Source organism: Paenibacillus sp. MMO-177 (assembly GCF_037147795.1).
Lineage (GTDB): Bacteria > Bacillota > Bacilli > Paenibacillales > Paenibacillaceae > Pristimantibacillus.
The window spans coordinates 287130-311994 of sequence record NZ_JBBCUR010000003.1 but is presented as its reverse complement, the minus strand read 5'-3'; the positions used below and the strand labels follow the sequence as shown (position 1 = coordinate 311994).

27 protein-coding genes are annotated in these 24865 nt (G+C 50.1%); 26 read left to right on the top strand and 1 reads right to left on the bottom strand.

The window, feature by feature from the left end; genetic code table 11:
* Positions 1-297: 297 nt before the first annotated feature.
* The 8 genes from WFK81_RS12505 (at position 298) to WFK81_RS12470 (ending at position 6508) form a co-directional block, all read left to right on the top strand.
* Positions 298-1479: a hypothetical protein gene (locus WFK81_RS12505; RefSeq protein WP_336786749.1), complete on the top strand. Its 1182-nt coding sequence runs from the start codon at positions 298-300 to the stop codon at positions 1477-1479.
* A 213-nt stretch (positions 1480-1692) separates the two neighbouring features.
* Positions 1693-1875, top strand: a complete 183-nt coding sequence (locus WFK81_RS12500; protein ID WP_127494125.1) for an IDEAL domain-containing protein — start codon at positions 1693-1695, stop codon at positions 1873-1875.
* Positions 1876-1974: 99 nt separating this feature from the next.
* Positions 1975-2445, top strand: coding sequence for a DUF2487 family protein (locus WFK81_RS12495; RefSeq protein ID WP_336786748.1), 471 nt, complete (start codon positions 1975-1977; stop codon positions 2443-2445).
* A gap of 265 nt (positions 2446-2710) precedes the next feature.
* On the top strand, positions 2711-3241 hold the full coding sequence (locus WFK81_RS12490) for a QcrA and Rieske domain-containing protein (RefSeq protein WP_336786747.1): 531 nt from the start codon (positions 2711-2713) through the stop codon (positions 3239-3241).
* 14 nt (positions 3242-3255) lie between these two features.
* On the top strand, positions 3256-3927 hold the full coding sequence (qcrB, locus tag WFK81_RS12485) for a menaquinol-cytochrome c reductase cytochrome b subunit (protein ID WP_015844031.1): 672 nt from the start codon (positions 3256-3258) through the stop codon (positions 3925-3927).
* Positions 3928-3945: 18 nt separating this feature from the next.
* Positions 3946-4818 carry a c-type cytochrome gene (locus WFK81_RS12480; protein WP_336786746.1) on the top strand — a complete coding sequence of 291 codons (873 nt, stop codon included), beginning with the start codon at positions 3946-3948 and terminating at the stop codon, positions 4816-4818.
* A gap of 78 nt (positions 4819-4896) precedes the next feature.
* Entirely contained in the window at positions 4897-5535 is a 639-nt protein-coding gene (locus WFK81_RS12475; protein WP_336786745.1) for a DUF1405 domain-containing protein, read from the top strand.
* A 235-nt stretch (positions 5536-5770) separates the two neighbouring features.
* Entirely contained in the window at positions 5771-6508 is a 738-nt protein-coding gene (locus WFK81_RS12470; protein ID WP_442956063.1) for a sporulation protein YpjB, read from the top strand.
* A 2-nt stretch (positions 6509-6510) separates the two neighbouring features.
* Here the strand turns inward: WFK81_RS12470 and WFK81_RS12465 are convergent, their stop codons facing one another.
* Positions 6511-7377 carry a YitT family protein gene (locus WFK81_RS12465; RefSeq protein ID WP_336786743.1) on the bottom strand — a complete coding sequence of 289 codons (867 nt, stop codon included), beginning with the start codon at positions 7375-7377 and terminating at the stop codon, positions 6511-6513.
* A 145-nt stretch (positions 7378-7522) separates the two neighbouring features.
* On the opposite strand from WFK81_RS12465, the gene WFK81_RS12460 reads away from it, so the two are divergent.
* The 18 genes from WFK81_RS12460 (at position 7523) to WFK81_RS12375 (ending at position 24812) form a co-directional block, all read left to right on the top strand.
* Positions 7523-7858 carry a nucleotide pyrophosphohydrolase gene (locus tag WFK81_RS12460; protein ID WP_336786742.1) on the top strand — a complete coding sequence of 112 codons (336 nt, stop codon included), beginning with the start codon at positions 7523-7525 and terminating at the stop codon, positions 7856-7858.
* A gap of 54 nt (positions 7859-7912) precedes the next feature.
* A complete protein-coding gene (locus WFK81_RS12455; RefSeq protein ID WP_336786741.1) occupies positions 7913-8455 on the top strand; it encodes a tetratricopeptide repeat protein in 543 nt (180 codons plus the stop codon).
* Between the two features lie 48 nt (positions 8456-8503).
* Positions 8504-9262, top strand: a complete 759-nt coding sequence (gene dapB / locus WFK81_RS12450; protein ID WP_442956062.1) for a 4-hydroxy-tetrahydrodipicolinate reductase — start codon at positions 8504-8506, stop codon at positions 9260-9262.
* 35 nt (positions 9263-9297) lie between these two features.
* The gene (gene mgsA, locus WFK81_RS12445; RefSeq protein WP_132304754.1) at positions 9298-9723 is read left to right on the top strand and encodes a methylglyoxal synthase; all 426 of its coding nucleotides are present in this window, start codon (positions 9298-9300) and stop codon (positions 9721-9723) included.
* A complete protein-coding gene (gene bshB1, locus WFK81_RS12440) occupies positions 9720-10418 on the top strand; it encodes a bacillithiol biosynthesis deacetylase BshB1 (protein WP_336786740.1) in 699 nt (232 codons plus the stop codon). The genes mgsA and bshB1 overlap by 4 nt, the downstream gene beginning before the upstream one ends.
* Positions 10419-10499: 81 nt before the next feature.
* Entirely contained in the window at positions 10500-11663 is a 1164-nt protein-coding gene (gene bshA, locus WFK81_RS12435; protein ID WP_336786739.1) for an N-acetyl-alpha-D-glucosaminyl L-malate synthase BshA, read from the top strand.
* A gap of 25 nt (positions 11664-11688) precedes the next feature.
* Complete coding sequence (locus WFK81_RS12430) at positions 11689-12945, top strand: CCA tRNA nucleotidyltransferase (protein ID WP_336786738.1); 1257 nt, start codon at positions 11689-11691, stop codon at positions 12943-12945.
* Between the two features lie 2 nt (positions 12946-12947).
* On the top strand, positions 12948-13928 hold the full coding sequence (locus tag WFK81_RS12425) for a biotin--[acetyl-CoA-carboxylase] ligase (protein ID WP_336786737.1): 981 nt from the start codon (positions 12948-12950) through the stop codon (positions 13926-13928).
* Between the two features lie 246 nt (positions 13929-14174).
* Positions 14175-15095, top strand: a complete 921-nt coding sequence (gene panB / locus WFK81_RS12420) for a 3-methyl-2-oxobutanoate hydroxymethyltransferase (protein ID WP_336786736.1) — start codon at positions 14175-14177, stop codon at positions 15093-15095.
* Positions 15070-15963, top strand: coding sequence for a pantoate--beta-alanine ligase (gene panC, locus WFK81_RS12415; protein ID WP_336786735.1), 894 nt, complete (start codon positions 15070-15072; stop codon positions 15961-15963). The genes panB and panC overlap by 26 nt, the downstream gene beginning before the upstream one ends.
* Complete coding sequence (gene panD, locus WFK81_RS12410) at positions 15956-16339, top strand: aspartate 1-decarboxylase (RefSeq protein ID WP_015844046.1); 384 nt, start codon at positions 15956-15958, stop codon at positions 16337-16339. The genes panC and panD overlap by 8 nt, the downstream gene beginning before the upstream one ends.
* 109 nt (positions 16340-16448) lie before the next feature.
* Positions 16449-17297 (top strand): hypothetical protein, encoded by an 849-nt coding sequence (locus WFK81_RS12405; protein WP_336786734.1) that lies wholly within the window; start codon positions 16449-16451, stop codon positions 17295-17297.
* Positions 17298-17312: 15 nt separating this feature from the next.
* On the top strand, positions 17313-20174 hold the full coding sequence (gene dinG / locus WFK81_RS12400) for an ATP-dependent DNA helicase DinG (RefSeq protein ID WP_336786733.1): 2862 nt from the start codon (positions 17313-17315) through the stop codon (positions 20172-20174).
* A complete protein-coding gene (locus WFK81_RS12395) occupies positions 20171-20830 on the top strand; it encodes a redox-sensing transcriptional repressor Rex (protein WP_336786732.1) in 660 nt (219 codons plus the stop codon). Before dinG ends, WFK81_RS12395 begins: the two co-directional genes overlap by 4 nt.
* Positions 20799-22112 (top strand): amidohydrolase, encoded by a 1314-nt coding sequence (locus WFK81_RS12390; protein ID WP_442956054.1) that lies wholly within the window; start codon positions 20799-20801, stop codon positions 22110-22112. The genes WFK81_RS12395 and WFK81_RS12390 overlap by 32 nt, the downstream gene beginning before the upstream one ends.
* A complete protein-coding gene (locus tag WFK81_RS12385; RefSeq protein WP_336786731.1) occupies positions 22112-22645 on the top strand; it encodes a cell wall elongation regulator TseB-like domain-containing protein in 534 nt (177 codons plus the stop codon). The genes WFK81_RS12390 and WFK81_RS12385 overlap by 1 nt, the downstream gene beginning before the upstream one ends.
* Positions 22646-22780: 135 nt before the next feature.
* A complete protein-coding gene (locus WFK81_RS12380; RefSeq protein ID WP_336786730.1) occupies positions 22781-23320 on the top strand; it encodes a hypothetical protein in 540 nt (179 codons plus the stop codon).
* The gene (locus tag WFK81_RS12375; protein ID WP_336786729.1) at positions 23313-24812 is read left to right on the top strand and encodes an AAA family ATPase; all 1500 of its coding nucleotides are present in this window, start codon (positions 23313-23315) and stop codon (positions 24810-24812) included. Before WFK81_RS12380 ends, WFK81_RS12375 begins: the two co-directional genes overlap by 8 nt.
* Positions 24813-24865: the final 53 nt, after the last annotated feature.

The following is a 24865-nucleotide window of genomic DNA, read 5'->3' as shown; positions in this document are numbered from 1 at the left end:
GCGAGCGGAAGCGGAGCAAGCAAATGTTCATTGAGAAGCGCAGCGTTCGCTTTTGATATCCGGATTCCCCTCAATACAACTTCGAATCGAAGGGAATCCGGTATCAACGGCGATCGAAAGAACATTTGCTTGCGCAGCGTGCATTACCGAAGCTTTTTAATGCAATGTGAAGCTTTTTCACACAACTAGTTTTAAAATTCAAAATTCTTCCCATAATGGTACTAATTATTGCTAGCGAATCAAATAAGCTCGCGATCGAGACACAAACGGCGGGCAGTTGCGGAAAGGAGAGATACCATGAATTTGTCGGATATGTTGGGCTATGCGGATATTCAGCAGTTGAGCCGGATCGCCTCCGTGTATCAATGTGAGTGCAATGGCCACTCAAAAAATGATTTGATTCAGTCGATTCTCTCAACCGTCAGCCGGAAAGATGTATTTGAGGCGCAGATCAGCAGTATGAAACTGGACGAAATGCGGTTCTTGAATTCTCTCCTATTTGAATCAAGAGATTCCTTCAGCCTGGAAGAGCTGATTGCAAGGGTTCAGCAAAGCAAGTTTGGCGAACCCGAGCCGCCAGCGGAAGAACCGCCGCAGAAGAAAACGAAACGTACAAAGAAAAAGCAAGTCGAGGCCGAAGCGCCCAAAGAATCCGGTCCCCGCGAGATGATCTCCAGGTTTAAGCAACAAGGATGGCTGTTCAACGGAGTAACCGGAACGAATCGTTATATGTTCCAAGTGCCGCAGGATCTGAGAACGAGATTCCGCGAGACGCTTCGCAAAAAGTTTACAGCTGAGCTCCACTATACGGATGAGCCGCATATGTACCGGGACGAGCAGCTGCTCGTGCAGGAGGATATTTACCAGCTGCTTCATTATATTTACCACAACGAGGTGCAGCTGTCGGCAGACGGTTCGATGTACAAACGGTTCAGCGGGCAGATTTTAGAAAAGCTGGCCATTACGGAAGAGCTGCCCGGCAAAGGCGAATGGCGATTCGGATACGGCAGGCATTTTCACCATTATCCGAACCGGATGTCACTCCTATTCGACTATTGCAGCTATATGAAGTATTTCGCGGACGATAATCTAGTATTGGCTTTATCGTCCGTCGGGGAGGAACGGTTGCGCGGCAAGCCGGCCAATGAGATGGAGCAGATCTATAAATTCTGGCTGAAGCTGTACAAAGGGGCAATCCCGAATATCCATGCGCTAGTGCATTGGATGAACAATCTGGCCGAGCAATGGGTTACGGTTGATTCGCTGCGCAAAGTGCTCATTCCCTTCGTCAAGCCGTTCTATTATGATTCAGCGGACAAGGTGCTGGATATCCGGTTGATTGGAATGATGGTTCATCTCGGCATGCTTCGGATCGGAGAGCATCAGGAGCATGGGACGGTTGTGCGGATGACCAAACTCGGAAGGGCGCTTGTCGCGGGAGTAAATCTCGAAGATCAGGATCGGATGTTTCTCTATTAGTTTTTCTATCAAACCAACTAGGCGATGGCATATTAATTGGAATGGGGGCAATCGTACTTATCGGCGCGCAGAATGGTGAATATGCTTAAAGTAGGAGCCGGTTCGATTGTGACTGAGAATGACGAGTTGACCTATACTCTTTCACTTGAATCACCGCGTGACGATAGTCAAAGACGATAGGATCTCTTTAACGCCGGTTTGGAGGTGTATCCTATGGACAAAATGAAAGTTGCTTATGAAGCAATGCTAGGATTAGCAGCGGAAATGGTATTAGACGAAGCCGTTCACAAGTTTCGCTCGGATCAGATCTACAAAGCGATCGATCAAGCGTTGGCCGTTGGAGACGAGGATACGTTCTACCGTTTAGCCGCTCAATTAAATCAATTAAAGAGCTAATTTGCGCGAATAGAAACTTCCGCCCTATGATGGAGGACTTAAGGATCCGTCATAGCAGCGGGAGTTTTTTTGTTGTTTGGATTGGCAAAAACCCCCTTTATGGGTAACATAGAGATTATGGACGAATCTCAACAGGAAAGGGAGCAGGAAATGAAATTTAGCGACATCACTGAGCAGCAATGGGACGAGCTTAAGCCTTACCTCGACACATGCTTGCTGCCGGTCACCGGAATGACGGGATTGGAGCAACCGTTTGAAGCAACACTTGCGCTTGAGCGGTTAAGGGACGTAATGGATCTCGTTGAAATTCCTTTTAAAGGAAGAATCGTAACTTATCCTGCGATGCATTACATGAATGAAGACTCTGCGGGGGCACTCGTTTCGAAAACCTGCCGATCGTTAAAGGAATCCGGATTCCGGTTCGTCATCGTCATCTCCGCTAAGGATCTGGAGAGTATGAAGTGCCCGGATGCAGATCTTGTAATCTGTCCGGAAGGGGACGGGGAAGCGCCAACTGCCGCAAATGTGTCGAAAGCCGTTCAGGCTTTGTGGAACCGCGGCGACTCCTAAACGACAATAAAGCGCTGTCATCTTCCAAACGGGGGTATTTTTGAATAAAAAAAATGGGTTTTGGGGAAACAAAAGTTAAGGCAAGGTTAAATGTGACAAATTGCCAACAAATTTGTGAATGGCATTTTATAGGTAAATAAATCGCGAGCCATATTCTTGACGCTCCCAAGCGCCTAGGCTATTATAGTTTATGTCCTAGTTCGTCAAGCGTTTTGCCGTGTGGCTGAACGCGAGAAATGGTTGGCAAAGGGGGTTAGAACAGAAGATGAGTAACCACGAACATCAAGAAACCGCGCATCGTCCGGTTCAACGCAAAGAGATGTCCCGGCGTCAATTTTTGTCGTATACACTCGGCGGTACGACTGCATTCATGGTTGGTGGCGCGGTTTTGCCTATGGTCCGTTTTGCGGTTGATCCTCTCTTGGCAAAAAAAGCTAAGGGAACATGGGTTAAAGTAGTTGAAGAGAGCAAAATAACAACTGAGCCTCAAGAATTCAAGTTCCAAATTCATCAGGTCGATGGCTGGTATGTAAGCGATCCCGAACTTTCTGCCTGGATTACGAAGGACGCAAATAATCAGATTTTTGCGCTTTCTCCGGTATGTAAGCACCTCGGTTGTACAATCGGTTGGAATACGCTCGGCCATCACGAGTATGATTGTCCTTGCCACGGTGCAAGATATACCGTTGACGGGAAAAACCTTGCAGTTGCCCCAAATCCATTAGATGAATATGAAGTGAAAGTTGAAAACGGTTTTGTGTATTTAGGTCCGATTAAAGCAAACTCTCGCGTGTAGGAGGCTAATAGCAGATGTTTAAATCGATGTATAACTGGATTGACGAACGTCTTGATATTACGCCGCTTTGGCGGGATGTAGCGGACCATGAAGTACCGGAGCACGTTAACCCTGCTCACCACTTCTCGGCATTCGTTTACTGCTTCGGCGGTTTGACGTTCTTTATCACCGTAATTCAAATTTTGTCCGGCATGTTCCTTACCATGTACTATGTACCGGACATCATCAATGCTTATGCGAGCGTTGACTACTTGAACCATAAGGTTGCGTTTGGCGGCATTGTTCGCGGCATGCATCACTTTGGCGCAAGTTTGGTTATCGTAATGATGTTTTTACATACCTTGCGTGTATTTTTCACGGGTTCCTACAAAGCTCCGCGTGAAATGAACTGGGTCGTAGGGATGCTGATCTTCTTTATCATGTTAGGCCTTGGCTTCACGGGCTACCTGCTGCCATGGGATAACAAAGCTTACTTTGCAACGAAGGTAGGCGTACAGATCGCGGAATCCGTTCCGTATATCGGACCTTACATCGGTGAGTTCCTGTACGGCGGCGACATTGTAGGCGCGCAAACGCTAACACGCTTCTTCGCAATTCACGTATTCTTCCTGCCTGGCGCTCTGATTGCAATGCTTGCAGCGCACTTCCTGATGATTCGGAAGCAAGGCATTTCGGGACCACTTTAAGCGAAGGGAGGATTTATTATGGCGCACGGTCATAAATCGAACGAGAAGGTCGTTTACGTTGGCGACTCGCGGGTGAAGAAAAGCAATCATCCAAACATTCCGCCAGATTATACGTCCTACCCCGGTAAATCGGAAGCGTTCATACCGAACTTCCTGCTTAAGGAATGGATGGTGGGCTGCGTAGTCCTGGTTGGTTTCCTGACTTGGACCATTGCAGAAGGCGCACCGCTCGGTTATCCGGCGGACCCTACGAATGCATCCTTTATTCCGATGCCGGACTGGTACTTCTTGTTCCTGTATCAGTTTTTGAAATATCCATGGGTTTCTGGCGATTACATCGTGCTTGGCACGATGGGGGTTCCGGCTATTATGTTTGGGGGACTGCTGCTTGCTCCGTTCCTGGATACAGGCAAAGAGCGCAGGTTCTACCGCCGTCCAATTGCTTCGTCGCTCATGTTCTTGTCCTTGATCGCCTGTGTGTATTTGACGGTTATCTCCTGGAGTCACTACACGCATGAGATGGAAGCTACGAATTCGATTCCGGAACATAAGGTCCGTGAAGAGAAAGCTCGTGAAGCTGCAGAGAAAGGTCAAGAGCCTCCTAGCGCTACGAAGCCGACAAAAACGGTTGCACTGGTTGACGCCAATGACCCGGCAATGGACATTGTCAAGAAAGCGCAATGCGTTGCTTGTCATGCTAACGATCTGAAGGGCAATCCGCCGAAGATACCGGCTTTGACTGGCGTAGGCGACCGGTTGTCGAAGGAAGAACTGGTTAACACCGTGACCAATGGCCGCGGCGGCATGCCAGCTTTCAAAGATCAGTTATCGGCTGCAGAGATTGACCAATTAACAACTTGGCTTGCGAAGCAAAAAGCGCCGGCTGAATAATAGCACCATTTAAAAACCTGATCGTATTTATGCGGTCAGGTTTTTTCAAATCTAACCGAAAGAGGGGCGTATATTTCAATGGGCATACCTATATCTTGGTTCTGGAGCCGATCTTTCTTATTAAACCGCCTCTTTTTATGGGTAATGTTTATCTGTAATTTCCTCGGCACCGTATACGGTTACATCTGGTATGGCAATCAGATCGAAGATACGGTGAGCCATCATCCGTTGTGGCAGGTTGTCTTTGTACCGGATAGTCCAACGGCAAGCTTGTTCTTTACTCTTACGTTACTGTATTGGCTGTTTCCACCGCAGGGCAACTCCCGCTTTGTAAACGGAGCGCGAATGATTATTGAAGGTCTCGCGGTCGTTACTTCTATTAAATATGGCATTTGGGCGGTTTCTATGATTGTAGCGGGAAGCGTGCAGGGGGATCCGCTTCAATGGGAGCATTGGATGCTTATGATTTCGCATACGGCAATGGCCGTAGAAGTGCTGTTATATGCCCGTTTTATGAGAGCTGGTGTAGGGGCAGCCGTGATCGGTACGTTATGGCTGCTGTTAAATGACACCGTAGACTATACGTATGATGTGTTTCCATGGCTTTCGGACAGGCTTATGGATGATTTGACGGCGGTCAAATGGTTTACATACAGCTTAACGATCTTCAGCTTTATTGTCGGCGGGCTTGCATTAAGGGCAAGAAAAGAGACATAAGTACGGACATCCCTTCATAAAGTGGTCATAGCAGATGCTTATGATGTATATCACCGCATGGGCCCAAGCAAGGACAAGCCTATTAAGCGGTTTTTTAGGAGGGATGTCCATGAAGATACGAATTGTGCTGCCATTATTCTTATGTATCGTCATGACCGTCTGTTCGGTTACGGCTGCCAAGGCCTTTCCTGCGGACCTGCTCAGGACAGGCAATGCAAACGAATCTAGGAACGAGCTGCTTCGCCTAGACGAGACGGCAGCAGCGCTATACGAAGCTGCTTATATGAATAATCGCCAAGCCGGCTATAAATACGTCCAGCAGCTGGATAAGCTTGTGAACAAGAGCGAAATCAGACAAGCAGGACAAGTTGCCGGATGGAAGCTGATGGAGGAGAGCATTGCTTCGATTACCTACACGCTTAAAAACGGAAAGGTAACCTCCGATTGGCTGACGGCAGCGGCACGCATTCATTTGACGACGGATGCATTGCTGCGTCCGGATCATGCTTTATGGCTGCAGTATGAGAAAGTGATGCTGGAGGATTTGGAGAGGGTGAATCGCTCCTGGAACAGGCAGACGGACGATGGAGCGATAGCGGCTAGAGCTGCGATGAATAGCTTTAATCAACATTTATCGCGTATTGAAGCCGCTGCTTCGATGCAGCGGCCAACGGAACGGATAAATGAATTGCGGGATCGGATGCATTACACGAACGTACTGCTTGAAGCGGGAATGAAAGGGCAGACCAAGCAGGACTGGACGGATAATTCGATATCGGACCTTGAGTTCTCGGTAAACCGGTTATTCGACAACGGTCATTCGCAGGACGAAGAGCCGGTAGTGGCACCGGTTGGAGATGCGCATCCCATTAGTTGGATTTTGCTTCTTGGTGCTATCATCATGGCGGTTCTTACTTATACCGGCTGGAGGAAGTACAAGCAGCAGCCTTATGGCGTGAAGCCATTGTCTTAAGCTTATTCTTCTTTGAATCCTTCGCCAAGCACATCGTGAACTTCGCTAATAACGGTAAACGCTTTGGGGTCGATACGGCGTATGATGTTCTTAAGACGGCGCATTTCTTGCCGCTGAACAACGCAGTAGACGACCTCTTTTGATTGTCCGGAAAAAGCTCCTCTTGCCGGCATTAAAGTGACGCCGCGGTCCAGCTCGGAAGTGATCTGGGCAGCCATTTCCTTGCCTTGCTCGGTAATAATGGAGAAGGATTTGGCTGCATAAGCGCCATCCTGTATGAAATCAATCAGCTTGGAAGCAACAAACACCGTAACGAGCGTGTACAAAACCTTTTCGATCGGAATGTACAGTAAAGAAATCCCGATGATAACGGCGTCCGTGAGCAAAATAAATTGTCCCATGCTGAACGCCTTGCGCCTTGAGGCAATTCTCGCGATAATGTCCACTCCGCCGGTGGTTCCGCCTGCTCGGAATACGATGCCTAATCCGCCTCCCAGGGTAACGCCTGCATAAAGCGCGGCAAGCAGGTAATCATGGGAATTATGAAAGGTGACAATCCAGCCCTTGTCGATCATCCATTCCATAAGGGCGAGGAAGCCGGATAAGGATACGACACCAACCAAGGTATAGGCCATTTCGCGAAGGCCTAATTTCCTCCAGCCGATCAGGAAAAGCGGTATGTTCAGAATCAGCGTGGAAAGGGACAAAGGAATATTGGCTGCGTAGTTGAGCAAGACGCCAATACCGGTTACGCCGCCTTCCATTAACTGATTCGGAATAACGAAATAATGAAGTCCAAAAGCATAGATGGCCGTACCAACCAAAATGGGCAATACGGTTTGAAGCTGAAGCATGAATTTCCGTGACATAAAGTAAACTCCTTTTAAGTTCTTGGACAGGCTATTTATGTATTATAGCTTAATAGACGGTTCAAAAAACATTGTTTTCAGCGCTTCTTTACGTTAACATAGGTGATATTAGCGTTATACATAAGTGAGAAAGGGTCATTCACACATGCCAGAGAAATCTTTAGCCGATATCCAACGCGAAGTGGATGCTTATATCGGTCAATTTAAGGAGGGCTACTTCAGCCCGTTAGCGCTTATGGCGCGAATGAGCGAAGAAGTTGGCGAGCTCGCTAGAGAAGTGAATCACTATTACGGCGAGAAACCAAAAAAGCCGAATGAAGAAGAAAACTCCATTGAGATGGAGCTTGGCGATATTTTGTTTATCTTGTCCTGTTTTGCAAATTCGCTCAACATTGACTTGACCGAAGCGCATAACAAAGTCATGAATAAATTCAATACCCGTGACGCTAACCGCTGGACTAGAAAAAACGGCGAACAGTAGAACGCACCTTTACATATGCTGTACCATCAACCTGTGTACAAGGAGGATGGGCAGATGGACGGGGAAAGCTGCGTGAAGAAGGCGTATGAGTTTATTCTTAACAGTGATTTTGAACAGGCGATTTACTGGTTCGAGCAAGCGATTGCGGCCGAACCTCTAAATGCGGGCTATCAACATATATGCGCGGTTTCATGCGCCAGGAGCGGTAAATGGACCAAGGCGCATCAATATGCGAAGCAAGCAGTAGAGCTTGACGGAAATCATCCCGAATATCAATACCATTTACAAACCATTGAATCGAGACTACTGGTGGCTGCAGCGGAGCAGAAGCTTGCCGAAGAGCCATCGCAATATATGGAGGCCATACCTTTGCTGCAGCAGGCGGCAGAGCTGGATCCGCTTAGCTTCGAGGCGTTTTATTTGCTTGCGTTAACCTACTCGGAGATGGGGCGGTTGGAGGATTCCGTCATAAACGCCAAGGAAGCAATTAGATTAGATCCCGGTCATTCCGCGGCGCGCCGTTTATTCGCTGATGTGAATCGGAAGCGCAGAATGCTGCGCAAACGGGTGATGGGCAAACAACAACAGAAGGAATAGGTGATCTTGGTGGCTATAAAGGTAGCAGTAATCGGAGCAAGCGGCCGAATGGGCCGTGAAGTTGTGAAAATGGTGCTGGAGGACGAGGCGCTCGAGCTCGTTGCTGCCGTCGCTCCTTCAGCAGGTCCTGTGGACGCAGGCGTATTTGCGGGCAAAGCGAATACGGGAGTTACCGTTAGCGCAACAATTGAGGAAGCATTAAGCCATGCTAAGGCAGACGTTATGGTCGATTTCACCGTGCCGGCGCTTGCCTATCATCATACTAAGGTCGCAATTGAGCATGGCGTCCGTCCGATTATGGGCACAACCGGGTTTACGCCGGAACAAATCGAAGAGTTGGACAAGCTTTGCCAGGAAAAAGGGATTGGCGCGCTTATTGCCCCAAACTTCTCGATCGGTGCCATTCTGATGATGAAATTTGCAGCGGAAGCTTCCAAATATATGCCCCATGTTGAGATTATCGAATATCACGGCGATCAAAAGCTGGATGCCCCTTCGGGTACTTCAATCAAAACCGCCGAATTAATCTCCCAGGTTCGCCAAGAGCTTCGACAAGGCAACCCGAATGAAGAAGAAGTCATTGAAGGCGCGCGCGGCGGATATTATAACGGCTTCCGTATACATAGTGTCAGACTCCCAGGCGTATTTGCGCAGCAAGAAGTTGTATTTGGCGGTTATGGCCAAACGTTGAAGATCCGCCATGATTCCTATGACCGCGCCGGTTATATGCCTGGCGTTAACGTAGCGGTTAAGAAAGTGATGAACTACAGCGGATTGATTTATGGCTTTGAGCATTTGATGGACTAATCTATATACAGCCTAGAAAGAGTGGGGATTATAGAATGTTGAAAATTTCTTTTATCGCGCATGACCGTAAAAAAGAAGAGATGGTTAATTTCGTGACCGCTTATGAGAGCGTCTTTGCGCCGCATGAATTGTATTCTACCGGTACAACGGGTACCCGTATTATGGAGAAAACAAATCTGCAGATCCAACGTTTTATGTCCGGTCCGCTTGGCGGGGATCAACAGATCGGCGCTTTGGTTGCCCAAAACGAGATGGATCTGATTATTTTCCTGCGGGATCCGCTCATGGCACAGCCTCACGAGCCGGATATTATCGCGCTGCTCCGTCTTTGCGACGTACAAGGCATTCCGGTTGCAACAAACGTAGCGACCGCAGAGCTGCTTGTCCGTGCGCTGGCACGCGGCGATTTCGCATGGCGCGAGCTTGTTCACAAATATAAGCCGGGTGTGGATGCGCCATGAGCGAACCGCTGGATATTCTCGTCTTTGGGGCGCATGCGGATGATGCGGAGATCGGGATGGGCGGTACGATAGCGAAGTACACGGCTGCCGGGAAACGGGTAGGTATCTGTGATTTAACCGAAGCGGAAATGTCTTCAAACGGCACCGTGGAGCTCAGGAAGCAGGAAGCTTCCGCGGCTTCCTCGGTGCTTGGTTTGTATACCCGTACCAATCTGGGATTGCCGGACCGCGGACTCGAAATCAACAAGCCTCACATCGATGCTATCGTTGCCGAAATTCGCCGTGCCCGTCCGCGTATTGTGTTCGCTCCTTATTGGGTGGACCGTCATCCGGACCATATCGCCTGCAGCAAGCTGGTTGAAGAGGCCGTGTTTAATGCAAAGCTTCGCCGCTATATGCCGGAGCTGCCGGCCGTTCAGGTTGAACAATTCATCTATTATTACATAAACGATGTCGATAACGTCTCTCTGATGGTTAACGTATCTGATTTTTACGACAAGAAGAGACAATCTTTAATGGCTTACCAATCTCAATTTCAAACGGCTGCCCCCGGTGAAGACCGTGTGGCTACTCCGCTTACGGACCGTTATATAGAGCGCGTAGAAGCTCGGGATAGCCTGCTTGGCCAGACCCGAGGCTGGAATTATGCGGAGGGCTTTGCCATTAAGCGTCCGCATGCCGTTGAATGGTTTTAACAAAAGAAAAAACCGCATAATCAAAATGATGTCGAATATATAGAATATCAGCATGTTACACGAGAGGGTGGACTTAACGATATGGCACGTAAACTAAAAATCGGAATCACGTGTTATCCTACCCTGGGCGGTTCCGGCGTTGTAGCTACGGAGCTTGGCAAGTTAATGGCCGAACGCGGCCATGAAATTCATTTTATTACCCATAGCATACCGTTCCGTCTCGGGAAATTTAATAAAAACATCTTTTTCCATGAAGTTGAAGTTAATGATTATTACGTTTTCCGTTATCCGCCATATGATTTATCGTTAGCAAGCAAAATGGCGCAAGTCGCCAAAATGGAGAAGCTGGATCTTCTTCACGTACATTACGCTGTCCCTCACGCCGTATGCGCGCATCTGGCCAAACAAATGATTGGCGACGGCTTCAAAACCGTTACAACGCTGCATGGCACGGACATTACCGTGCTTGCTCAGGATGAATCGCTGAAGGATTTGATTCGTCTGGCCATTAACGAAAGTGATGCCGTGACGGCTGTATCGCAGGACCTGATTAATGAAACGAGACAGCTTCTGGATATAACGCGTCCAATAGATCTAACTTACAACTTTGTTGACAAACGCGTTTATTATCCGCGCGACGCAGCATCGCTACGGGCTGATTATGCACAGCCGCATGAAAAAATACTTATGCATATTTCGAATTTCCGTCCCGTGAAGAGAGTTAGCGACGTTGTGGATGTCTTCGAACGCGTGTCCTCGCAAATTCCAGCCAAACTGCTGCTTGTCGGCGAGGGTCCGGAATTGTCCAAAATCCAATGCAAGATCCGCCAAATGGGGCTGGAAGACCGCGTTCATTTCCTTGGCAAGCAAGAGGACGTCGCACAGGTTATATCCATGGCTGATTTATTGCTCCTGCCTTCGGAGAAGGAGAGTTTTGGTCTTGTTGCGCTGGAAGCGATGGCTTGCGGAGTACCGACCGTTGGTTCAAATGCCGGAGGGATCCCTGAGCTCGTGACCCACGGCGAGACCGGTTATTTATGCCCAATCGGAGATGTTGAGGGAATGGCCGCTTATGCCACTCATCTGCTCAAGGACGAGAAGCTTCATCAGTCGTTTAAGGAAGCCTGCTTGTTCCGTGCGCGCAACGAGTTCTGCAATGATGTCATTACCACGCAATATGAACAAATCTATTATCGGGTTCTAGGAATGGAAGCCGATTTGCCGATGCCGGTATGCGAGGCTTAATAACGGAAGGAAGTGCTTAAGTCCAATGGAAGTACGCTTCGCTTTGCCAAACCTCATGCTGCAGGCATTACCCTTGCTTGAAGCGCTTGTGCAGCAGGGCTTTGAAGCGGTATTTGTCGGAGGCTGCGTAAGAGATACCGCAATGGGACTGCCGATTAAGGATGTTGACATTGCAACATCGGCCAGACCCGAGCAGGTGATGTCGATTTTTCCGCGCTGCATTCCGACAGGGCTTCAGCACGGAACGGTGACGGTTCTTCATCAAGGCGGTTCTTATGAAGTGACGACCTTCCGTACGGAATCGGAATACGAGAAGCATCGCCGCCCATTGCAGGTCGAGTTCATCGACCGCTTGGACGGCGATTTGCTGCGCCGTGATTTAACCATAAACGCAATGGCGATGAATGCAGCTGGAGAGTTGTACGATCCTTTTCACGGTTTGATTGATCTCAAGAAAAGAACCGTTCGCTGCGTAGGCGATGCCGACGCCAGATTCCAAGAGGATGCGCTGAGAATGCTGCGGACAATCAGATTCGCCTCGCAGTTTGAGTTCACTGTTGCTCACTCGACCTGGAGAGCGCTTAACAAGCATCGGGAGCTGCTTCGATATATTGCCATGGAGCGGGTTCAAGCCGAGCTTGACCGCATGATCGGAGGAGCTCATCCCGGGCGGGCATTGCATCTGCTTGCAGCCAGCAATCTGCTAAGTTATACGGGTACGGCTCTGCCTGCAGCAGAAAAGCTTGCAAAAGGCCATGCTTCCCTTTACAGCGTATTAGACAAGGTTGCCGATCCGGATGCGCGTTATGCCGCGCTTCTAATGGCAGAAGGGATTACGCTTCCGGATGCAGAAGATACTCTAAAGGCGCTTCGCCTTCCTACGCAGAGGACGAATGCAATAATGTCCGTTCTATCCGTGAATTACGCCATGGAGGAGCAAGATCAGATAACCGATTTGCGGCTCGTCTGGACAAGTACGGTTCTTCGATTTGGGGAGGAAGCATCCCGCAGGTGGCTTTCGGTAGTCAAGTGGGATCAGAAGCATCATCTTCATGACCAGACTAATTTGTTCAATAAATGGCTGAACGGAATGCCCGCAATGACGTTAAAGCAGCTGAAGCTGAACGGCAAGCAACTCGAGGAAGGACTGCGGAGGGTGCCTGGAGCTTGGACAGGCGAGCTGCTTAAGCGACTCCTGCTTGAGGTTGCGCTGGACAAGCTGCCAAATGAAAAAGATTTATTGCTTAAGCAAGCTCAAATATGGAATACCGAGGATCGATAACGATGTCAACTAACCGATTGCTTGAATTGTTTGAACAAAATCCCGGAACATACGTGTCGGGAGAAATGATCAGCCAAGAGCTGGGCGTCAGCCGGACGGCCGTCTGGAAGCAGATCAAGAAACTGGAATCGCTTGGCTACGTCTTTGAAGCGTCCAGACGTCTTGGCTATAAGCTGGTGTCGCCGCCGGATACCTTGTCTGTACCCAAGCTGATAAGCGAACTGAAATCGAACGTATTCGGCAGCTCGATTGAGTGGCATGAAGCGGTTGACTCTACGCAAAATCTGGCACAGAGGCTGGCGGAAGAAGGAGCTCCCGAAGGGACGCTGGTTATCGCGGAGCAGCAGCATAACGGGCGCGGCCGGATGGGGCGCGGATGGGTATCGCCGCAGGGAAAGGGCGTTTGGATGAGCATGGTGCTCCGTCCGTCCGTGCCGATCCATTTCGCTCCGCAGCTGACGCTTCTTACAGCGGTAGCCTTATGCCGCAGCTTGCGACGGATTACAACGCTGCCGATCGGAATCAAGTGGCCAAATGACCTGCTGATCGAAGGGAAGAAGATTAGCGGCATTTTGCTCGAATCCACGGCAGAAGAAGAACGTCTCCGCTATGTCATTGCCGGAATCGGCATCAGCGTAAATTTGGAGAAAACGGATTATCCGGAGGAAATGCTGGAGAAGGTTACTTCCCTTCGAATTGCAAACGGAGGAGACGGCTTTGACCGCATCACGGTTATATCCGATTTCTTGCAGGAGTGGGAGCAGTTGTATTTCCTCTATCTGGACAAAGGGTTTGCGCCGATCATTACGCTTTGGGAAGCGTTATCGGTATCCCTGAACCAGCCGGCGCGATTGATCACTCCGCAAGGAACCATCGACGGCGTGCCGATTGGCCTTGACGCAAGCGGCGCATTAACCGTTCGCAAAGACGATGGCAGCACCGTTGTCGTATTCTCCGCCGAAATGGGCGAGCCCGTACGCTAAAGGCGTTTACGGGCACGCCTTTTTTTGCTACTATAAAGGAAGCAGGCGGTATCTGGTAAGAGCTGCACTGCGAAGGGTAATAGATGTTGTAAGCAAGCAAGGCACACTCTGCTCTGAGCCGTAGGGACCGAGACAGAAGGAAGCAATTATTTAGCATACGTTTCCTTTTTCGTTCGGGAACCTTTTTAGCAGCGGCTAAAAGGTTTTTTTGTGTTTATCCTAAAACTTAAAAGGGGATGAAGCGTAATGAGGAAACGTCTGACGATCACCAACCTCAAGAAGATGAAGCAGGACAAAAATCCAATCTCGATGCTGACCGCTTACGATTATCCGTCTGCCGTGCTGGCAGAGGAAGCCGGTCTGGATGTAATTCTGGTCGGCGATTCGCTTGGTAACGTCGTACTTGGATATGACACCACGATACCGGTCACGCTCGATGACATGATTTATCATACACGCGCCGTTGCGCGCGGTGCGAAGAACACCTTTATCGTAACCGATATGCCGTTTATGACTTATGGTATCGGCCGAGAAACCACTCTCCGCAATGCCGCGAGGTTGATGCAGGAGGGCGGAGCCCAGGCGCTTAAGCTTGAAGGCGGAACGGAGATTGCTCCTGAAGTCGCAGCTCTCGTGAAAGCCGGCATTCCGGTTATGGGGCATATCGGACTGACGCCGCAATCCGTGCACCAGCTTGGCGGCTATAAAGTGCAGGGCAAGCTGGACAAGGAAGCGGAAAAGCTGATGGAGGATGCCAAAGCGCTGGAGGCTGCGGGAGCATTTGCGGTTGTCCTAGAGCTTGTGACAGAGCCTATTGCGGAAGCGATCAGCAGAGAATTGTCGATTCCGACGATAGGAATCGGAGCGGGACGCGGTTGTGACGGCCAGGTTCTCGTGTATCATGATATTTTGCAATATTCTTCTCCTTATATCGAGAAAAAAATGGTCAAAACCTATGCGGATATCGGCTCCACGATCCGCAGCGCCATCAGCAGCTATGTCAATGAAGTGAAAGCGGGCGCTTTCCCGGCTGAAGAGCATACGTTTGGCGCCAAGCCGGCAGCGATCAGTCACCTGTACGGCGCAGGACCAGCAACAAATACAACCAGCAGTCAGGCAAGCAGAGAGGAGTCTCCCAAGCGTGATTTTGTGTCGAACCATAGCTGAACTTAAAAACGAACTTATACAAATCAAAAAATCAAACGACAATGCGACAATCGGCTTAGTGCCGACAATGGGATTCCTGCATGAAGGCCATGCCAGCCTGATGCGCCAATCGGTGTCGGAGAACACCGCTTCGGTCTTATCTATTTTCGTTAACCCGATGCAGTTCGGTCCTAACGAGGACTTTGAGCGTTATCCCCGCGATGAAGCGAGAGATCTCGCGATTGCGAAGGAGAACGGCATCGATATCGTTTTTATGCCGGATGTAGAGGAAATGTACCCTTCAAAGCCGCGCACATCGGTTATTGTAAGCCAGCTTACCGACCGTCTGTGCGGCGCTTCCAGACCGGGACATTTCGACGGAGTAGGATTGGTTGTCAGCAAGCTGTTCCATCTGGTTCAGCCGGACCGGGCTTATTTCGGAATGAAGGATGCCCAGCAGCTGGCCGTTATTCAGCAAATGACCGACGATCTGAACATTCCGGTTGAGATCGTGCCATGTCCGATTGTACGGGAGCCGGACGGTCTAGCGCTTAGCTCGCGCAATGTCTACTTGTCGGCGGAGCAGCGCCAGCAGGCCGTTGTATTATCCCAATCTCTGACTCTTTCCAAAGATTGGGTTAAAGAGAAAGACATTACTCCCCAAGAACTGCTTGCAAGAGTAAAAGCGAAAATTAACGAAGCAAGCCAGGCTGACATTGACTACGTGGAATGGCTGACTTATCCTTCTCTGGAGCTCCCGGCCTTGAATGAGCCAATTGCTGTACAGAGCGGTAAATTTATATTGGCGCTTGCCGTCAAATTTGGTTCAACGCGCCTGATTGACAATGCCTTATTCGTACCAACTACCGAGGTGAATGATCATGTATAGAACGATGATGAAATCGAAGCTGCACCGGGCTACCGTTACGGAAGCAAACCTGAACTATGTCGGAAGCATTACCATTGACGAGGATTTGATGGATGCGGCCGATATCTGGGAAAATGAAAAAGTGCAAATCGTAAACAACAACAACGGCGCGCGTTTTGAAACGTACGTCATTACCGGCAAACGCGGCTCCGGCGTTATTTGCCTGAACGGCGCGGCAGCGCGTCAGGTTCAGCCGGGCGACCAGGTCATCATAATTTCTTATGCTTCCATGTCCAACGAAGAAGCGCGCGCTCACAAGCCGATCGTTACGATTTTGGACAGCGATAACCGTCCGCTGAAGAGCTTGTCCGAGGAAATTCACGCAACCGTTCTGTAATGCTCCGGTTCCAGCGCTATGTAACGAATGGCATGGGGTATGAAAAGCATCCCCGAAACAAAGAATGAGCATAACACTCCTCAATTCTTTGGTGAAGGCGGGATGCGTAATGTTTCAACAAATGTTCGAAGCCATGAACGAAATGCTGGATCACCTGATTGAAGCTTATCCGGCTGCAACCGGCGAGCAAAAAGCCCAATTCGATGAGCAGCTTGTCATGCTCAAGAAAATGAGCGATTCCCTCGTTGAGCATTGGATTGATTTCGAAGAAAAGTTTTCTTGCTTTGTGGAACAGCATGCAGCTGCTTTGGAAGGCCCAGTGACGCAAATGATTTCGCCGCCTCTGCTGGCGATGGAGAGCAGCTCGGAGCTTGGCGAGCCGCCTGCTCAGCCGTCGCCGGCGGCAGAATCGGCTGCTCCTGTGCCGTCGCCAACCAAAAAGCCAACTGCGCCGCCGCAGGCTATGCATTCTGCCAAGCAGGCGGAAAATCATGAACCAGTATCAGCCGAGGAAGCTTACAATGCGGAACTTGATATGGAAGTGCCTTACGAATACGCGATGATGATCTCGAAGGGGCAGGGGTATTATAAATTATTTATGTTTTCCGACGCTGCCATTCATTTTCATTCTGCGGTTTCCTATCTTCCGGAATGCAATCTGGCCCGGCTTTATCTGGCAATGACGCATATGCATCTGCAAAATTGGAGTGAGGCGCAGCGGCATTTCCAATTGCTGGTTTCATTAACGGACTATCCGAAGTGGCGTGCTTTAGGCTATAATGCCCTTGGGTGCATTCAAGCGATTTATATGAATTTGGAACAGGCGGAGCAATTTTTTCTCAAGGCATACGAAACCTGCCCAAGCTTCAAGGACCCGTTAAACAATTTGAAAAGTTGTAAAGAAACGCCGCAGCAATTATCCTTATTTTTCGGCAGTACCGAGCTTTGCTGCTTATGAGGGGATAGAAACGTAATGAAATTTGCAGTATTGGATCTGGAAACGACAGGGCATAGCGTCAGCGACGATATTTTGCAGGTAGGTCTCGCCGTACTGAACGACAACCTCGAAATCGTTGAAACCTATAGCTCCTTTGTACGCCCTACAATAGAAATTCCGGCATTTATTACGCAGCTGACCGGAATCGACGCCGATATGGTGGCGGATGCTCCGGAATTGGATGAGGTGCTCATGCAGCTTATCCCTTATCTGGAGGATGCCGTTCTGGTCGCTCATAACGTGAATTTCGATGCCGGCTTTTTGAACCAGGCGCTTGACCGTTGCGGCTATCATCCGTTTATCGGACGGCGGCTGGATACGATTGAGCTGCTAAGAATTTTGTATCCGTCGATTACGACGTATCAGCTTGGAGCTGTAACCGAGCTGTTTGGCATTGCCCATGACCAGCATCACCGGGCCGACAGCGACGCGATAGCAACCGCCGAATTATTCGCTCAATCCGTACAAAAGCTCAGACAGTTGCCGCTGCTCACTTTGCAGCGGCTATCCTTTCTTATAGACAACGGGAGCGATCTAAGCTGGTTTATGGCCGAGACGTTGAAATATGCCGAGCTCCATACCTCTATCGATATGAATGCTTACCAATATTTCAACCAATTCGCGCTCAAAGCCGGAGAATGGACGGACGAACAGCCGGCGCGCGCCGATCAGGAGGAGGAACCGCTTAAAGACGTTTCCTTCGAGCAGTATCTGGACGGAATCCGTCAGCGCTTTATGGAGAAGTATCCGAATTACGAAGAGCGCGAAGCGCAAACAACGATGTTCCGCGAGGTTTACGATTCCTTGTGCAATGACCGCCATCTGCTTATCGAAGCGGGAACGGGCACAGGCAAATCGCTTGGTTATCTGATTCCTGCGCTTTATTACGGCATTCAACAGGAAAGCAAAATCGTGGTCAGCACTCATACGATCAATCTGCAGGAACAGCTTCGTCAGCGGGATGTACCGCTGCTTCGCGAGATTTTACCTTTTGATTTCCGTGCTTCGATCTTCAAAGGCAGGGGCAATTATTTGTGTCTGCGGAAATTTGAAAGTAAAATCAATGCGAAGGATCTAGTTGCTCCCATTGATGACGCCATTACGGCATCGCAGATGGTCGTTTGGCTGAGCGAAACGGAAACCGGCGACCAGGAAGAGCTGAACTTCGGCAATAAAGGCGCTGATTTCTGGTCAACCGTAGCAAGCGATGCGGATTCTTGCCTTAATCGTCAATGTCCGTGGTTCAAGCGCTGCTATTACCATCGCGCCAAGCATGAGTCTAATATTGCCGACGTATGCATTACGAATCATTCGATGCTGTTCACCGATGTTCAAGCGGATCACCGTCTGCTGCCAAGCTACAGCCACCTGATCATTGATGAAGCGCATCATGTGGAAGAAGTAGCGGGCAAGCATCTCGGCATGCAATTAAATTATTTCTCCTTGACCCATCAGACAACAAGATTATTCAAGGATGCCCGATCCGGTCTGCTTCCGGCGCTTAGGCTTCGTCTTCAGCAGGAAGATGACGAACGGGTTCAGGCATGGACGGAAACGATCGATACGGTTATTCCCGTGTTCCAGGACGTGAAGGAGCATTGGGATAAGCTGTTTGAGCTTCTGTATGCCTTTGTGGGTGAGTCGGGAGAGGCCGGCAACGATAACGGTCAGGCCGTCTGCCGTTTGCGCAGCGATACGCCGCCGAAGGGCTGGGACGACGTTCTGACGATTGAGAACAACGTGCATACCGAGCTTAGCCGCGTTGTAAAGACCGTTGATAAAATGGCTTCGGATATCAAGGACCGGCTTGACGATCAATCGATACAAGGCCTGATTACGGATTTGAACGGCGTAGTCCGCGATTTAACCCGGGTGAAGGATGATCTCCGTACGTTCCTCAAGATGGAGCAGAACTCGGAAGTGTATTGGATCGAGGCAAGCACGACATATCGTTACCGTTCCGTTCACTTGTACGCGGTGCCGGTTGACGTAAGCAAGCAGCTTCAACAATATTTCTTCGACGTGAAGGATAGCATTATTCTTACCTCCGCCACCTTGTCCGTCCATAAATCGTTCCAATATGCGGAAGAGCAGCTTGGACTTGAAGGCTTTGAAGAGAATAACCGGCTGAAAACCGTACAGCTTCCTTCGCCGTTTAATTATCGGGAGCAGGCTCTGGTCATTATCCCGCGTAATTTCCCGACCCTGAAGGGCTCGGCGGGCGATCCGCAGTTTATTTCCATGCTGGTAAGCTCGCTTGCCGATTCGGCTGTGGAGACGAAAGGCCGCATGCTTGTGCTGTTCACCTCTTACCGGATGCTGAAGCAGGTCTACGAACCGCTTAAGGAAGCTTTGGCGGGCTCCGGCATTCAAGTGCTGGGCCAAGGCATCGACAGCGGCAACCGGACGAAACTGACTAGACGGTTCACCCAGCAGCCGGAGACGGTGCTGCTCGGCACAAGCAGCTTCTGGGAAGGAGTGGACATTCCGGGCGAGGCTTTAACCTGTCTGGCAATTGTCCGTCTGCCGTTCCAGCCGCCCAATCATCCGCTTGTTGAAGCGAAGTCGGAGCTCTTGCAGAAGCAAAAGCAGAATCCTTTCATGAAGCTGTCGATTCCGCAGGCGGTCATCCGCTTCAAGCAAGGCTTCGGAAGACTTGTGCGCACGGCGAAGGACAAAGGAATTGTTATTATCTACGACACTCGCGTCATCGATACGTATTACGGCAAGCACTTCCTCTATTCGCTGCCCGGTCCAAAGATTGAAACGATGCATATCGACCAGATGGTACCGCGGATGCGGGAATGGCTGCAAACGGAAGAGGAGGAAATCGGGTGAAGCAGGCGAAAATTTCGGAGGCCGTTGTCAGACGGCTTCCTATCTACCTGCAGGTGCTGAACGAATTGTATAACCGTGAAGTGCAGACGGTTTCATCGCAGGAACTCGGGCTTAAGCTGGATCTCAATCCGGCTCAAATCCGGAAGGATCTTGCTTATTTCGGCGACTTCGGGCGCAAGGGCATAGGGTACGACGTCTCTTATCTCATTGAGAAAATTCAGCAGATTCTAAAGCTCGACCAGCGGATTAACGTTGCGCTTGTTGGCGCCGGCAATCTTGGACATGCCTTGTGCAATTACAATAAGTACTCCAAGGACAATATGAAAATTGTCGCGGTGTTCGATGATCATCAAAGCAAGATCGGCACGATGATCAACAACCTGACTATTCAGCCAATGGACAAGTTGAAAGAGACCGTGCAGGAGAACAATATCCGCATTGGCATCATTACCGTACCCGGTCCCGAAGCGCAAAACGTGGCCAATCAATTCGTGGAGGCAGGGATCGAGGGCATCCTGAATTTCGCGCCGGCGATTTTGCGTTTACCCGACCATATTCGCATTCATCATGCGGATTTTACGAGAGAGTTGCTCAGCTTGGCTTATTATTTGGAGAAGGAAAGGAATGAGCAGGAAAATGGCGCAGTTGTGGATTGAGAACGGCTTGTTCGTAACTATGAACGATGCTAATGCGGTTTTCCGCGGCCATATGGTCGTCACGGACAACCAAATTACATATATCGGAGCGGAGGCTCCGTCCGGACTGGACGAGCATGTTGAGCGTCTTGACGGCAGCAAGCTGGCTTTTATGCCGGGGATTATTAATACTCATGGCCATGCTGCCATGTCGCTGCTTCGCGGTTATTCCGATGACCAGAATCTGCAGGTCTGGCTGGAGCAGAAGATGTGGCCGATGGAAGCAAAATACGTCGATCAGGATACGCGTGCGGGAAGCGCGCTTGCGATCGTGGAAATGTTAAAGACCGGAACGACAGCTTTTGTCGATATGTATGACCGGATGGATCAGGTTGCGCAGATGGTACAGCAATCGGGAATCCGCGGCGCTCTGACGCGCGGCGTTATCGGATTGTGCCCGGAGGAAATCCAGCAGGCGAAGCTCAAGGAAGCTATCGCTTTTGCCCGGGATTGGAACGGTAAAGCCGATGGCCGCATCACAACGATGATCTCCCCGCATGCCCCATATACTTGCCCGCCGGATTATATCGAGAAATTTGTGCAGGCTGCGCATGATTACGACCTGCCGGTTCATACTCATATGTCCGAGACGCTTGCCGAAGTAGAGCAAAATGTCCGCGACTACGGTTCCCGTCCGGTGGAGCATCTGGACAAGCTTGGTTTCTTCTCGCGTCCGGCGCTTGTGGCGCATGCCGTGCATCTGAACGATGACGAGATTGCCTTGCTCGCTGAACGCAACGTTGCCATATCCCATAACCCTGTCAGCAACCTCAAGCTGGCGAGCGGCGTAGCCCGCGTTCCCGAGCTTCTCCGCGCGGGAGTCACGGTATCGCTGGGCACGGACAGCGTAGCAAGCAACAACAACCTGGACTTGTTTAAGGAGATCAAATTCGCGGCGCTGCTGCATAAAGGCATCTCCGGAGACCCGACGGTCATTCCGGCTATGGAAGCCTTGCGCATGGGAACCGTCTACGGGGCCCGTTCGATCTGGCAGGAAGACAGCATCGGACAGCTCGCGGCAGGGATGAAGGCTGATTTTATCGCGATTGATCTGGATCAGCCGCATTACTATCCGATGACGGATATCGTATCCCATCTTGTCTACTCCGGATCCGGCCGGGACGTCAAGCATGTATGGGTAGACGGCAGGAAGGTTGTTCATAATGGCGAATGCACGATGATGGACGAGGAAAAAATCCGTTACGAGGCGCAGGCCAGCTTCGAACGGCTGCTTAACGCGTAATGAGAACGACAACGAGAAAACGTCAGCCGGTGATGAATCCGAAGCGCTGGCTGGCTGTTATCCTTGTTGCGTTGGTTGCTGTAATTGCGGTAATTATCATGTACTATAACGCGATTCAGCAACCGTTCTGGAATTCGGAGAATCCGATCCGGAAGCAGGCGAAGGAAGCAGCCGGCCTCACCGAGGTATCGTCCGTCACGAAGCAGGTTTGGGATACGACATCGTGGATCGTGAAGGGCAAGAATGACGCGAATGAAGAAATTTACGTATGGCTGATTGGTCCTGACAAGACCGTTCAAACGGTTAAAGCCGCCGAAGCAACAGATAAGGCTGCTATTAAACAAGCTCTCTTGCAGAAGAAACCGGATGCGGCGATTAAACGCATTCAACCCGGAACTTTAAACGGTCAGCTGGTTTGGGAAGTATTCTATTCGCAAGGCAACAATCCCGAGAAATACAGTTACGATTTCTATGATTTCCGCAGCGGTACGTACGTGACCGAATATCATCTCCCTGCCAAAACAGCGAGCTAGCCGCAATTACGCGGCTGGCTCCGCTTCCTGTTTTTACACCGCCTCTTTGATGTCGTTATATGATATACTTTCGTATGGCAGAGTTGATATACGTTAGTGTTGCTATATAACAGATATAGAGGAGGAAATCAACTTATGAAACTTCGTATTGTCCCTTTCGTGCTTTCCGCTGTGGCGACAGCCTTGCTGCTTTTTGGCGGATGGATGTTATATAAACAGTTTGCCGTTGTTTCCCCTTTTCAGAAGTCTATTGGACAAATTGAAGGCGTCGCTTCGGCGAATGCCCCTGCTATAGATCAAAACCGAGTTTCGGTTCAAGTTACACTGAAGCCGGACGCCAATCTGAAAGACGTGTATGAATCCATTGCAAAAGAAGGCAAAGACGCGATTGGCAGCCGTGAATTATCGCTGGATATTACAAATCAGGCGCCAAGCGATAAATTAGAGAAGGTCTGGTCTTCGGTATTGTTTGATGTCGCCGAAGCGATGGAAAAGAAAAATTACTCGGAAATTCCGAATGCACTTCAGAAAGCAACAGCAGTTCAAGCGGGCATTCAATATGAAACCGCGCTCGACGATAACAATGTCTATATTACGCTGAAGGATGGTAACTCGACGAAGTATGTAGTGCTTCCACGCACTCCTGCTATGTTGGAGGTGTCGGCTAATGCGTAAGTATTGGATTGAGATTACGGCCGGTTTTGTCCTGATGGTTGTCGTTTTCCTTGCTTTTAGAGGAATTAATATTTTTCCCGTTCTGCTGCTTGCCGGTTTGGCCGCAGGAGTCTGGTTTGCATCGCGCGGAGGCAAAGGACGTATGACCGCTCTGCCAGGGTCGAAACGCAGCAAGCAGATTCACACGGTCTCGATCAGCTTTGATCAGATCGGCGGTCAGGAAAGAGCTAAGCAGGAGCTTACCGAAGCATTGGACTTCCTGGTTAAACAAGACGAGATCGCTAAGCTTGGCATCCGCCCGATGAAAGGGATTCTGCTTACGGGCCCTCCGGGAACCGGTAAAACGCTGCTCGCTAAGGCAGCCGCCCATTATACGGATTCCATCTACTTGGCCGCATCCGGCAGTGAATTCGTCGAGATGTACGTTGGCGTAGGTGCGGGACGCATTCGCGATTTGTTCAAAGAAGCTCGCGAGAAAGCAAGAAAAGCAGGCAAGAAAAGCGCCGTTATCTTTATCGACGAGATCGATGTTATCGGCGGCAAGCGGGACGGCGGCCAGCATCGGGAATACGATCAGACGCTGAACCAGCTTCTTACCGAAATGGACGGCATTCATTCCGACGAGGCGCCGCGTATCCTTATTATTGCGGCGACGAACCGCAAGGAGATGCTGGACAGCGCGTTGCTCCGTCCGGGCCGTTTCGACCGCCATATTGGCGTAGACCTGCCGGACAAAAAAGGACGCCTTCATATTTTGCGTCTGCATGCGGCAAACAAACCGCTTGATGAGTCGGTTGATCTGGAACGAATCGCATCCGAATCGTTTGGCTTCTCCGGCGCCCAGCTGGAGAGCGTCATGAATGAAGGAGCGATCTACGCGATGCGCGAGCAGAGCGTAACTATTCTGGAGCAGCATCTGGCGATGGCTATCGATAAAGTCATGATGGGCGAGAAAACGGACCGCGAGGCAACGGCAGAAGAGCGCGAGCGTGTTGCGCTCCACGAACTTGGCCATGCTATAGCGGCAGAGCTTGTTCGGCCGGGCAGCGTGTCGCAGGTTGCTTTGTCGCCGCGCGGCGAAGCGCTTGGTTATGTTCGTCATAATCCGCAGCAGGACCGCTATCTGTACACGAAAGAATTTTTGGAAAGCCAAATTATGATCGCGCTTGGCGGCGCTGCAGCCGAGGAGATTTTCTACGGCGGACGGAGCACCGGCTCCCGGGGCGATTTCGATCAAGCGATGAACATCGTTCGCACGATGGTGGAATCGGGACTTACCGAGCTTGGCATCATTGACGCGAACATGATGACGCCGGATAAATGGGCGAACATTACCCGTTCCATTCTGGATGAGCTGATGAGCAAGACAAAAGCGATGCTGGAAGCCAAACGCGACGTATTTGTTCAGTCCCTGGATGTGCTAATCAAGGAAGAAACGCTTGGCGGCGATGATTTCCGTGCTCTTCTAAGCCGGTTGTCCCAAAGCGCATAAAAAGAGGTCTACCACAATGAACGGCAGTTCATGCTAACTGCCGTTCATTTTTT